The sequence below is a fragment of the Geojedonia litorea genome (assembly GCF_042654525.1).
GTDB lineage: Bacteria > Bacteroidota > Bacteroidia > Flavobacteriales > Flavobacteriaceae > Geojedonia > Geojedonia litorea.
The window spans coordinates 1,469,217-1,481,846 of sequence record NZ_JBHSGP010000014.1 but is presented as its reverse complement, the minus strand read 5'-3'; the positions used below and the strand labels follow the sequence as shown (position 1 = coordinate 1,481,846).

The window sequence follows — 12,630 nt, the reverse complement described above, 5'->3', positions numbered from 1 at the left end:
CCCTTTGTTATGCTCAAATGTACTTAAATTACAAAGAAAAATGACTTTAGAATTCCTAAAAATTGTTAACAATGCTAATGAAAACCCTTAGGCAAATGGATGATCGTGTCCTATGAATTCTTACGAAGTACGGCCATTTTAATTGCCGCTACAGCGGCCTCAACACCTTTGTTGCCATGCTTTCCACCAGAACGGTCAACGGCTTGTTGCATAGTGTTATCGGTTAGCACACAAAATATTACAGGAGTTTCACCTTGCACGTTGAGATCTTTAATTCCTTGAGAGACCGCTTCACAAACAAAATCAAAATGTTTAGTTTCGCCTTGGATGACACTACCAATAGCAATAACTACATCAACATCCTGTTGCTGCATTTTTTTACACCCATAAATGAGTTCGTAACTTCCAGGCACATGCCAAATGTTGATGCTATCAGAACTTACCTCATTTTCTAAAAGTGTGTTATAAGCTCCAGTTAAAAGTCCGTCAGTAATGGTAGAATTCCACTCTGAAACAACAATCCCAAACCGAAAATTTTTCGCGCTTGGGATTGCAGTTTTATCGTATTCTGATAAATTTTGGTTTATCGTTGCCATGTTACATACTTGCTTCAGCCTTTCCAATAAAGACTTCTATATTGGTTGCTTCAGTTGAATTTGGAAATTCATCCTTGATACGATTAAAGTATTTAAGTGCTTTATCATAATCTTCCAATACCATAGCGACACTTCCCGCTTTGAATAGATATAAAGGTGCAGTAAATTCGTTATCAGAAACTGCAACTGCTTTTTCGTAATATTCTAAAGCATTCTCTTGCTGGTTTAATTGAGCAAACGCATCGCCAATGCCTCCTTTTGCAATAGCATTTAACACCACATCCTCACTTGAAAAATCTTCCAAATAAGTAATGGCATTGATATAATCTCTAAGATTTAAATAGGACATTCCGGCATAGTAGTTGGCCAAGTTGGCCGCTGGAGTTCCACTGTATTCATTAATAATATCTAGCATTCCAAATTTACCATCAGCGCCATTTAAAGCTAAAGTAAACAGTGAATCCTTCTCGGTTGCATTAACTGCCTGATCAAAATAAGTTTGAGCAGTATACATCTCATTCATAGCTTCACTAGCTTTTGGTTGTGCAATAAACTTGTCATAGCCCAAATAGCCCAAAACAATTGCAGCGGCCAAACCAACAATCACAAAAATGTACTTTTGGTTTTTAATTGCCCATTCTTCAGTCTTGGAAGCAGTTTCGTCTAGAGTGTTAAAAACTTCAGCCGTAGTTGAATTTTGTTCGATGATATCATCCTTGTCAGCCTTCGTTTTAGGTTTATGCCCTCTTTTTTTATATGTTGCCATGTATTCTTTATTTGAGCCGCAAAAATAAAATTTTTATTGGTAAATAAAAGGTAAATTATTTGTTATTTTTCAATAATTTGCACATCTTTTGAAACAATTGCGCGCTAAAATCAAAAGCATTCACATTATTTATCTATGATCCTAAAAACGCTTTCACTAATTCATTACAAAAATTTTGAAAGTCAGACCTTTAGCTTCGATTCAAAAATAAATTGCTTTGTAGGCAAAAATGGGGTTGGCAAAACTAATGTCTTAGACGCCATTTATCATTTATCTTTCGGAAAAAGCTATTTCAACCCAGTAACCACCCAAAACATAAAGCATGATGAAGAGTTTTTTGTGATTGATGGTGTTTTTGACAAAGACAATCGGGAAGAAAAAATTATTGTGTCGTTTAAAAAAGGTCAGAAAAAAGTAATTAAACGCAATAGCAAGGCTTACGAAAAATTTAGTGACCATATTGGATTTATACCTTTAGTCATTATTTCTCCGGCAGATCGCGACCTAATTATTGAAGGGAGTGATACAAGACGTAAGTTTATTGACAGTGTTATTTCCCAAAGCGATAAAAACTACCTTGCCAACCTCATCAATTACAATAAAGTTTTAGGACAGCGCAATGCTCTCCTTAAATATTTTGCGCTCAATAATACCTTTAACGCACAAACTATTGAGGTTTACAACCAGCAGTTACACACTTATGGCAGCGAAATATTTAAAACACGTGAAGCTTTTTTAAATGCCTTCATCCCTATTTTTAAAACACGATACAATGCTATTAGCAACCAAAATGAAGTGGTTAATTTAAGTTATAAAAGTGATTTGTTTGATGCTGAACTTGAGGTGCTTTTAAAGTCCAACCTCAACAAGGACAAAGCATTGCATTACACTAGCGTTGGTGTACACAAAGATGATTTAAATTTTGAAATTGAAAGCTATCCTATTAAAAAGTTTGGCAGTCAAGGACAGCAAAAATCCTTTTTAATTGCCTTGAAATTGGCACAATTCGATTTTATAAAACAACAAAGCGGTGTGGCGCCTATTTTATTGCTTGATGATATTTTTGATAAGTTAGATGAAACCCGAGTGGCACAAATTATACAGTTGGTAGATGACGAACATTTTGGCCAGCTCTTTATCAGTGACACGCATGCCGACCGAACAGAAAATGTGGTTAAACAAATTCATCAATCCTACAAGATTTTTAAATTATGAAAAAACTGCTAGTCTTCATAGTTTTGGTCTTCATGTTAGTTGGTTGCAAACCACCACCAGAAGATTTTATTCCTTTTATTAATGGCTATTGGGAAATCAAAGAAGCTACACTTTCTAACGGCGAGAAAAAACTATACAATTTTAGTGACACCATAGATTATATTCATATTGATGATAGCCTTGCGGGTTTCAGAAAAAAATTAAAACCCAATCTCACTGGTGGATTTGAAACGTCTAAAGCTGTGGAAACACTTACCATAAAAATTGAAAACGACAGTCTTAATTTATATTACGGCACCGAATTCGATACATGGAAAGAAACGGTTTTATCTGCCTCAAAAGATGAACTTTTAATTCTAAATACCAACAATGTTCGTTATCTTTATAAACGCTTTGAACCAATAAAAGTTGAATAAAGACAGCAAGCATAAAACGATTTGGTCAACTGCATCAAACAGCTCAATCCACACTTTTGAATGGATTGGTGCTCTATTAATTTATTTTTCAAAATTTCTAAAAGTTGAGTTCAAAGAAATCTATACACCTAGTAATGCAAAACGAAATATAATTGTAGGAAATATTTTTTGTGGACTACTTTTCATTTTATTTTTTGTCATACTATATTATTTTTCTAACCCATGACTAAACGCCAGAACGATCATTTACGTATTAACGATGTCTTAAAAGAGTTTGTTGAGGCTAACAAACTGCAAGATGGTCTGGACAAGGTCAATGTTAAAGATGCTTGGCAAAGTATGATGGGCAATGGTGTAAATAATTACACTACGGCCATCAAGCTAGAACGAGACACACTTTATGTGCAATTGAGTTCGAGCGTATTGCGGGAGGAATTAAGTTACGGCACCGAAAAAATCATTAAAATGCTTAATGAATCTTTAGGTAAAGAAGTCATTAAAAAACTGGTGCTCCGCTAATAAAAAAAGCCTGTAACTTCGTACAGGCTATGATTTATTTTTTCAAATTAAAGTATTAAAACATCTCTCTTCCAGAGAAATGAAACGCACCTTCAATAGCTGCATTGTCATCACTGTCACTTCCGTGAACAGCATTCTCACCAATAGAGGCTGCATACAATTTTCTGATCGTACCTTCAGCTGCATCAGCAGGATTAGTAGCACCTATAAGCGTTCTAAAGTCTTCAACTGCATTGTCTTTTTCCAAAATTGCAGCGACAATTGGACCACGAGTCATATATTCCACTAGATCTGGAAAAAACGGGCGTTCTTTATGAATAGCGTAAAATGCTTGCGCATCAGCCGTTGTCATTTGTGTAAGTTTCATTGCTACGATCCTAAAACCAGCAGTATTGATTTTTTCTAATATTGCGCCAATGTGTCCTTTTTCAACCGCATCTGGCTTTAGCATGGTAAATGTTCTATTTGTTGCCATAGTATTTTTAAATTTCGTGCAAAAATAAGGCTTTTATCCGTATTTACAACTATAAAAAGCAAAGGGATATTTTTACAAAAGTGTATGTAAAATTGCTACGCATTTGGTATTAAATTGTATCTTCGCTCTCGATGAAAAAAGACGATATTAAGCACATAAAACAACTATTAAGCGAACCAAAGTCTATTGTTGTTGTACCTCATAAAAATCCAGATGGCGACGCTATTGGTTCTAGTTTAGGAATTTATCATTATCTCAAACAATTTGAACACAAGATCACTATTATCGCACCAAACGACTATCCTGATTTTCTAAAATGGATACCTTCTGAAGAAACCGTCATGATCTATGACAGCCAAACTGAAGCCGCCAATCTTCTCATTGAAGAGGCCGATATTCTTTTTACACTGGATTTTAATGCGCTAAATAGAATTGGCAATATGGAAGCCGTTGTAACCAATTCCAAGGCTATAAAAATCATGATCGATCATCATCAACAACCAGATGGCTATGCGTTATATACCTATTCGGATGTATCTATGTCATCAACCTGTGAAATGGTTTATAATTTTATAGTTATGTTGGATGATGTAGACCATATCAATGCCGATGTGGCCACTTGTCTTTATACCGGTATTATGACCGATACAGGATCCTTTAGATTTCCATCCACAACGAGTCAAACGCATCAGGTCATTGCCGCACTGATTGATAAAGGTGCTAACAATGCGCAAATTCACAATAACATCTACGACACTAATAGTTATAATCAGTTGCAGTTGCTAGGCTGCGCTTTAAGAAACTTAAAAGTGTTACCAGAGTACAACACCGCCTATATTACCTTATCACAAGAGGAACTAAATACCTATAATTTTAAGAAGGGCGATACCGAAGGATTTGTCAATTACGGATTATCACTTCAAGGTGTTGTGTTTGCGGCGATCTTTATTGAAAATCAACAAGAACAAATTATAAAGATTTCCTTTCGTAGTAAAAGCAACTTTTCAGTCAATGAATTTGCAAGAGCACATTTTGAAGGCGGTGGTCATATAAACGCAGCTGGAGGGAAAAGTGATTTATCTATGGAAGCTACAATTGAAAAATTTATGCGTATATTACCCTCCTATAAACATGTCCTGAACTTATGATGAAACCTATAATCATAATCGCAATAACCTGTCTAGCCTTTAGTTGTAAAACTCCTGAAGCACGTCAACCTATCTCAAAAAAATCCGGTTCTTTTATCAAAGAATCTGCCGAACGCAATATAAAATTAAACGAACGCGAGCAAAAGCAAATCTTTGCCATAATGGAGAAGCAACCTGAAAAGGAATTTATTGCTTCAGAAAGTGGGTTTTGGTACTATTATAATACCAAAGTAGAACAAGATACGACAATGGCCGACTTTGGAGACATTGTTAACTTCAACTATAACATTAAAGATTTAAGAGGAAATGAGATCTACTCTTTCAACGATATTCCAACACAGAATTATGCCATGGATCAAGAAGAACTTTTTACAGGACTTCGTGAAGGCTTAAAACTTATGAAACCAGGTGAAACGGTCACCTTTTTATTTCCATCTCAAAAGGCTTATGGTTATTATGGTGACACCAAACGCATTGGCACCAACATTCCATTAATATGTAAAGTAACCATAAATTCAATAACAAAAACACAAAACAACTAAACACAAACATCTATGAAATTGATTAGTAAACCAATACACTTATTAGCTTTGGTTCTTTTAATGAGCAGCTCGTCTTGTCAAGACAAGTATCCTAATTTAGACGATGGTCTTTATGCCGAATTTGTTACCAACAAAGGAAACATGATTGCCAAACTTGAATTTGAAAAAGTACCCGTAACCGTTGCTAATTTTGTAGCACTTGCCGAAGGTAATCACCCCATGGTCAAAGATGAATACAAAGGAAAAAAATATTTCGACAGTTTAACCTTTCACCGTGTTATGGATCAGTTTATGATCCAAGGTGGCGACCCGACAGGGACAGGATCTGGAGATCCAGGCTATCGTTTTGAAGATGAGTTTCATCCTGATCTTAGACACAGCAAACCAGGTATTTTATCAATGGCCAATGGCGGAGCATCAACTAACGGCAGTCAATTTTTTATAACCGAAGTTCCTTATCCAAGTCTAGACGCTTATGACCAACAAGGCAATCTTAAAGATTGTGATAACCCAAGGGTAAGTTGTCATGCTGTTTTTGGCGAATTAGTTGTTGGATTGGAAATTCAAGATTCTATATCCAATGTGGCTACAGGACCAGGCAACAGACCTATTGAGCCTGTTATTATTGAACACGTTAATATCATACGAAAAGGATCGGCAGCTAAAAACTTCAATGCTCCAAAAGTATTTGAAGAAGAGCTTCCAAAAATAAGAGAAAAGCAAGAAGCAATTCGTGAAGAAGCACGTCTTAAAGCTGAAGAAGAACAAAAAGCGATTGACGCTAAAAATGCCGAAGCTGCTTTAACGCAAAAACCAATTCTCGATGGCTATTTAAGTAAAGCTAGTACTTTAGCGTCAGGACTTAAAGTTCATTACATTACTAAAGGCACAGGAGCGAAACCTAAAACTGGTGATAACGTTACAGTAAACTATGAAGGCTATTTTACTGATGGCCGTTTGTTTGATAGTAATGTTCAAGCCGTAGAAGAACGTCATGGTAAATTTAATCAACAAAAAATTGAGCGTCAAATGTATTCACCTATGCCAATGCAAATTAGTCCAGATGCCAGAATGATTGCAGGATTTAAAGAGGCTGCAGCTAGCTTGAAAGTTGGTGATAAAGCGTTCTTCTATATGCCATCCCATTTGGCTTATGGTGAACAAGGTGCACCGCCATTAATTGCACCTAATTCCGATATCATTTTTATTTTAGAAATGGTAGCTATTACAGAATAATACTTCAGATAAGTATAAACAAAAAAAGCAGCTCGTGAGCTGCTTTTTTTGTTGCTATCGTTTTGGAGTAGCTTTTAGGATTTTCAATACAAATTCCCAGTATTTCTGCACCGAAGAAATTTGTGCACGTTCATCTGGTGAATGTGCCCCTCTAATATTCGGTCCAAAACTTATCATGTCCATACTAGGGTAATTGGTTCCTAAAATACCACATTCAAGTCCTGCATGGCAGGCGGCCACATGTGCCTCTTGACCGTTATGCTCCTTATATATTTGAGTCAATACTTTTAAAATTGGAGACTCCATATTAGGTGTCCATCCCGGATAATCACCAGAAAACTCTACTTCACATCCCGTTAATTCAAAGGTAGCACGTAAAGCATTTGCTAAATCCTTTTTAGAGGTTTCAACTGAAGAACGGGTTAAACAGGCTATTTTAATTTCTCCATTTTTCACTACCACTTTTGCAATATTATTTGACGTTTCAACTAAATCAGGAATATCTGCACTCATACGATACACACCATTATGTGCGGCATAAATAGCTCTGGTCAAACCCTCTTGAACACCAAGTTCCATAATGTATTTTGGTGTTTTGGTTGGTGACACCAAGATTTCCAATTTAGGCTCCATGGTTTTTAACTCTGTTTTAATGACATTGGCCAGATCGTTCATTTCAGATCTAAAACTCTCTGAATGTATTTCATCAATAACAACAATTGCTTTACTTTCTCTAGGAATAGCATTACGCAAACTTCCACCATCAATTTCGGCAATTCTAAGACCGTAATTTTCAAAACCGTCAAATAGGAGTCGATTCATGATTTTATTGGCATTCCCTAAACCTTTATGGATATCCATACCTGAATGCCCTCCATTAAGACCTTTCACAATAATTTCAAAACCAGTTTTAAACTCTGGCATTTCTTCTTCTTTGTAACTTCTTGTGGCAGTAACATCCAGACCACCTGCGCAACCTACTCCAATTTCATCATCTTCTTCTGTATCAAGATTCAATAATATCTCACCTGATAATAATCCAGCCTCAAGACCTTTAGCTCCGGTCATCCCTGTTTCTTCGTCTATAGTAAACAAGGCTTCAATTGCAGGATGTGGGATATCTGTGCTTTCTAGAATTGCCATAATGGTTGCAACTCCCAAGCCGTTGTCAGCACCTAGTGTTGTGCCTTTGGCTTTGACCCAATCACCATCAATAAACATTTCTATTCCTTGGGTATCAAAATCGAATGTGGTATCATTATTTTTTTGATGTACCATATCGAGATGTGATTGCATGACTACTGTTTTTCGATCTTCCATTCCGGGAGTCGCTGGCTTTTTAATAATGACATTCCCTACTTTATCTACTTGAGTATCCAAACCAAGTCTTGCTCCAAAATCTTTCATAAATTGAATCACGCGCTCTTCTTTTTTAGAAGGACGAGGTACCGCATTGAGGTCTGCAAACTTATTCCAAAGTGCAGTAGGTTGTAATTGTCTAATATCTGAATTCATAGTTTTCAAGGTTTAGGGCACAAAGGTAATTATTCAACCAAGTATAATGAAACTATTTTCTATTTTTGAGCTATGCTGAAAAACAAAAAACTAATCATAGGCTTTTCATTTGTGATTCAAATTATAATGCTCAAAGTCTTGGCAAACTTTCCGGAGTTTGTGGAGCGTTATTATAGCAACGGCTTGTATGTTTTTATTTCAAAATTGATGCGTTACAGCTTTGGGTGGCTCCCTTTTTCAATGGGTGATATTTTGTATACTTTGCTTGCGGTTTATGTGATTAGATGGTTTGTTTTAAACAGAAAGCGTGTTCTAAAGGACACTAAAAATTTTAGTCTCGATATCCTGTCGGCATTTTCCATAGGTTACTTTGCATTCCATATGCTTTGGGCTATTAACTATTACCGCCTACCCCTGCATAAATCGCTTCAAATTAATGACGTCTATAACACCGAAGAACTTGTAACTTTTACCACGCAATTAATTGCAAAATCTAATACTATACAGGTTGCATTAACAGGTAATGATTCTACCAAAGTAGAATTCCCTTATAGTAAAACCGAGTTGCTCGATATGGTGCCTCAAGGTTACCATAAACTAGCCAAAACATTTCCACATTTGGACTACCAGCCTCAAAGCCTAAAACGATCTATATACAGTTTACAATTAACTTATATGGGATTTTCGGGCTATCTCAACCCCTTCACTAATGAAGCCCAGATTGATGGTCTGCTTCCCGCTTATAAATATCCTACTACGTCTAGTCATGAAGCCGCACATCAACTGGGATATGCTGCCGAAAATGAAGCTAACTTTATTGGCAGTATGGCCGCCATGCACCATAAGAACCCCTATTTTAACTATTCGGGATATACGTTCGCACTTAATTACTGTTTAAATGAACTCTATAAAACTGATCCTGAAACTTATGAGCGCCTTTCAAAAACCATAAATGAAGGTATAAAGAAAAACTTTAGAGAAGTTCGGGACTTTTGGAATGCCTATGAAAATCCTTTAGAACCGGCCTTTAAAAGTTCGTACAATTCATACCTTAAAGCCAACAATCAGGCTAAAGGCATAGAGAGTTATAATTATGCCGTGGCATTATGGGTTAATTATTTTAAAACAAATCCGCTTTAGGAAGTGTTAAAATATTCTTAATGGCGATTTGCTTTATATGTTATTTTTATCTTTAGAACTTAATTATAACCATTACTATATAATGATAAAAAACTATGTCACTGCACTCCTATTTCTGTGTAGCGTTTCGCTTTTAGCACAGGAATATTTCCCAAAAAATGACGGTGTTGTTACTACCAACACCAATTACACCGCCCTCACAAATGCAAAAATTTATGTCAGCCCTACACAAGTTATCGAAAAAGGTACCTTGCTAATTAAGGATGGCAAAGTTGTGGCGTCTGGTGCTTCTGTTACGATTCCTAAAAACTCTAATATTATTGATGTTTCTGGGAAAAGTATTTACCCATCGTTTATTGATATGTATTCCGATTTTGGTGTTGAAAAGCCAAAACGTCAACCAGGTGGTGGACGAAGTGCCCAATACGATGCCAGTCGTACAGGTTACTATTGGAACGATCACGTGATGCCCGAAAACAGCGCCACTGAAAAATTCAGTTATGATAGCAAAAAGGCAAAAGACCTTTTAAATGCAGGATTTGGTGTGGTCAACTCCCATATTCAAGATGGTATTGTAAGAGGAACTGGCGTTTTAGTTGCACTTAATGCTGAAGACGGCAACGAGACTAGAATTATTGATCCACATTCAGCGCAATACCTATCATTCAGTAAAAGTGTTACTTCAAACCAATCGTACCCTTCTTCAGTAATGGGAAGTATGGCCTTGTTACGTCAGTTGTACATCGATGCTGATTGGTATGCGAAAGGCAATTCAAAAACAAGGGATTTATCACTTGAAGCCTTAAATAAAAACAAGTCACTTATTCAAATCTTTGAAGGTGGCAGTCGTGCCAATGTGTTAAGAGCCGACAAGGTTGGTGATGCCTACGGTATACAATATGTTATTTTAGCTGGTGGTGATGAATATGAGCGTATTGGAGAAATTAAAGCTACTAATGCCGCGTTGATATTACCCATTAACTTTCCAGACGCTTACGATGTTGATAATGCCTTTTTAACGGCGCAGCTTTCGTTAAGTGATATGAGAGCATGGAACCAAAAGCCATCCAATCCAAAAGTATTGGCCGACAATAATGTGCGATTTGCCTTAACGACGCACGATTTAAAATCGGCTAAAGAATTTAAAGCTAATTTGATGAAGGCTATTTCTTATGGTTTGTCAAAAGAAAAAGCTTTGGAAGCTTTAACTACTATACCAGCCCAGTTATTAGGAAAGTCTAATGTTATTGGGACCCTTAAAAATGGAAGCTATGCTAATTTCTTAATCACTTCTGGTGATGTGTTTGACGAAAAAACAACCCTTTATGAAAACTGGGTACAAGGTCGTCAAACCATTATAGAAGACATGAACATCAAAGATGTGAGTGGTGATTATAATTTTAGTTTAGCAGGCGAATCCTATAAAATGTCACTAAAAGGTGAGTCGAGTAAACTAAAAGCAGAAATTACAAGTAACGATAAAACTTTAGGTTCAAAAGTGTCTTATGATGGTGACTGGTTAAATATTGCCATGACCACCAAAGACTCAACCAAACAAGAGTTTATTCGTATTGTTGCTAACACAGCTCAAGCCAATAGCCTTAGTGGTAAGGCCTTGTTCCCAAATGGAGATGAACTCTCCTTTTATGCTAGTAAAGAAGCCAAAGACGATGAGACAAAATCATCAGGCGCAGACAGAAAGAAAAATGAAGATGCCCCAACAGTGGTCCCTGTAACATTTCCTAATGTGGCTTATGGAATGCCTGAATTGCCAAAACAAGAAACCTTGCTCTTTAAAAACGCAACCGTTTGGACCAATGAAGCTGAAGGGATTCTAGAAAACACCGATGTATTAATCAAAAATGGTAAAATCGCCAAAGTAGGTAAGAATTTATCAGACGGAAGCGCAACGGTTATTGATGCTACTGGAAAACACCTTACTGCGGGAGTGATTGATGAGCATTCTCATATTGCGGCTTCATCTATAAATGAAGGTGGTCAGAACTCTTCAGCCGAAGTATCTATTGAAGATGTTCTGGACGATGAAGATATTGATGTTTACCGTAATCTGGCAGGTGGTGTCACATCTATTCAAATTTTACATGGTTCGGCTAACCCAATTGGAGGACGTTCGGCCATCATCAAATTGAAATGGGGTGAATCAACCAATAATTTGATCTACAAAAACAGCCCTAAATTTATAAAGTTTGCTTTAGGTGAAAACGTGAAGCAATCCAATTGGCAAAGCTTTAGTCGATTCCCACAAACAAGAATGGGTGTTGAGCAATTGTTCATCGACTATTTCAACAGAGCCAAAGAATATGATGCCCTTAAAAAAAGCGGCAAACCGTATCGCAGAGATCTTGAACTAGATGTACTAGCCGAAATTCTGAATAAAGAGCGTTATATCTCTTGCCACTCCTATGTGCAAAGTGAGATTAATATGTTGATGAAAGTCGCAGATAAGTTCAATTTCAACATCAACACTTTTACCCATATTTTAGAAGGTTATAAAGTCGCTACTAAAATGAAAGAGCACGGTGTAGGTGGGTCAACCTTTAGCGATTGGTGGTCTTACAAATACGAAGTAAAAGACGCCATTCCTTTTAACGCTGCTATCATGCACGAAGCTGGTGTTACCGTGGCCATCAACAGTGATGACGCCGAAATGTCTCGCCGCTTGAATCAAGAGGCCGGTAAAACCGTAAAATATGGTGGTGTTAGTGAGGAAGATGCTTTGAAATTTGTGACACTTAATCCTGCAAAATTATTACATATCGATGATCGTGTAGGAAGTATAAAAGTAGGCAAAGATGCCGATGTGGTGTTATGGACAGACCATCCGCTATCCATCTACGCAAAAGCCGAGAAAACCATTATTGAGGGTGCTACCTATTTTGATTTGAAACGCGACGAAATGATGCGTACTCAAATCCAAAAGGAAAAAAGCGATTTGATCAATCAAATGATGCAGGCCAAAAACAAAGGCTTAAAAACGCAGCCTATCAAGAAGAAGGAAAAAGAATTGTTGCACTGTGATTCAATGGACCACAACTAAACTA

General features: G+C 36.7%; 12 protein-coding genes. 8 read left to right on the top strand and 4 right to left on the bottom strand.

Going from position 1 to position 12,630, the window contains the following annotated elements; translation table 11 throughout:
• Positions 1-110: 110 nt before the first annotated feature.
• Positions 111-596 carry a 6,7-dimethyl-8-ribityllumazine synthase gene (gene ribH, locus ACFO5O_RS14500; RefSeq protein WP_387965025.1) on the bottom strand — a complete coding sequence of 162 codons (486 nt, stop codon included), beginning with the start codon at positions 594-596 and terminating at the stop codon, positions 111-113.
• 1 nt (position 597) lies between these two features.
• Positions 598-1,362: a tetratricopeptide repeat protein gene (locus ACFO5O_RS14495; RefSeq protein ID WP_387965023.1), complete on the bottom strand. Its 765-nt coding sequence runs from the start codon at positions 1,360-1,362 to the stop codon at positions 598-600.
• Between the two features lie 135 nt (positions 1,363-1,497).
• Between ACFO5O_RS14495 and recF the strand changes: the two genes are divergently transcribed.
• From recF to ACFO5O_RS14480, 3 genes are all read left to right on the top strand, one after another.
• Positions 1,498-2,577 (top strand): DNA replication/repair protein RecF, encoded by a 1,080-nt coding sequence (gene recF, locus ACFO5O_RS14490; RefSeq protein WP_387965021.1) that lies wholly within the window; start codon positions 1,498-1,500, stop codon positions 2,575-2,577.
• Entirely contained in the window at positions 2,574-2,993 is a 420-nt protein-coding gene (locus ACFO5O_RS14485) for a lipocalin family protein (RefSeq protein ID WP_387965019.1), read from the top strand. Before recF ends, ACFO5O_RS14485 begins: the two co-directional genes overlap by 4 nt.
• A 222-nt stretch (positions 2,994-3,215) precedes the next feature.
• Complete coding sequence (locus ACFO5O_RS14480; protein WP_387965017.1) at positions 3,216-3,512, top strand: DciA family protein; 297 nt, start codon at positions 3,216-3,218, stop codon at positions 3,510-3,512.
• Between the two features lie 55 nt (positions 3,513-3,567).
• Here the strand turns inward: ACFO5O_RS14480 and ACFO5O_RS14475 are convergent, their stop codons facing one another.
• On the bottom strand, positions 3,568-3,987 hold the full coding sequence (locus ACFO5O_RS14475) for a nucleoside-diphosphate kinase (RefSeq protein ID WP_387965015.1): 420 nt from the start codon (positions 3,985-3,987) through the stop codon (positions 3,568-3,570).
• 131 nt (positions 3,988-4,118) lie between these two features.
• Here ACFO5O_RS14475 and ACFO5O_RS14470 point away from each other — a divergent pair, with 131 nt between their 5' ends.
• From ACFO5O_RS14470 to ACFO5O_RS14460, 3 genes are read left to right on the top strand one after another with little or no spacing between them, the layout of a single operon-like run.
• Entirely contained in the window at positions 4,119-5,135 is a 1,017-nt protein-coding gene (locus ACFO5O_RS14470) for a DHH family phosphoesterase (RefSeq protein WP_387965013.1), read from the top strand.
• The gene (gldI, locus tag ACFO5O_RS14465) at positions 5,132-5,677 is read left to right on the top strand and encodes a gliding motility-associated peptidyl-prolyl isomerase GldI (protein WP_387965011.1); all 546 of its coding nucleotides are present in this window, start codon (positions 5,132-5,134) and stop codon (positions 5,675-5,677) included. Before ACFO5O_RS14470 ends, gldI begins: the two co-directional genes overlap by 4 nt.
• Before the next feature lie 12 nt (positions 5,678-5,689).
• Positions 5,690-6,913 (top strand): peptidylprolyl isomerase, encoded by a 1,224-nt coding sequence (locus ACFO5O_RS14460; RefSeq protein WP_387965009.1) that lies wholly within the window; start codon positions 5,690-5,692, stop codon positions 6,911-6,913.
• Between the two features lie 54 nt (positions 6,914-6,967).
• On the opposite strand, the gene ACFO5O_RS14455 is transcribed toward ACFO5O_RS14460, so the two are convergent.
• Complete coding sequence (locus ACFO5O_RS14455) at positions 6,968-8,428, bottom strand: aminoacyl-histidine dipeptidase (protein WP_387965007.1); 1,461 nt, start codon at positions 8,426-8,428, stop codon at positions 6,968-6,970.
• A 72-nt stretch (positions 8,429-8,500) separates the two neighbouring features.
• On the opposite strand from ACFO5O_RS14455, the gene ACFO5O_RS14450 reads away from it, so the two are divergent.
• Together ACFO5O_RS14450 and ACFO5O_RS14445 are read left to right on the top strand one after the other, a co-directional pair.
• Positions 8,501-9,568, top strand: coding sequence for a DUF3810 domain-containing protein (locus ACFO5O_RS14450; protein ID WP_387965005.1), 1,068 nt, complete (start codon positions 8,501-8,503; stop codon positions 9,566-9,568).
• Between the two features lie 82 nt (positions 9,569-9,650).
• Positions 9,651-12,626 carry an amidohydrolase family protein gene (locus ACFO5O_RS14445; RefSeq protein WP_387965003.1) on the top strand — a complete coding sequence of 992 codons (2,976 nt, stop codon included), beginning with the start codon at positions 9,651-9,653 and terminating at the stop codon, positions 12,624-12,626.
• The last annotated feature ends 4 nt before the right edge of the window (positions 12,627-12,630 follow it).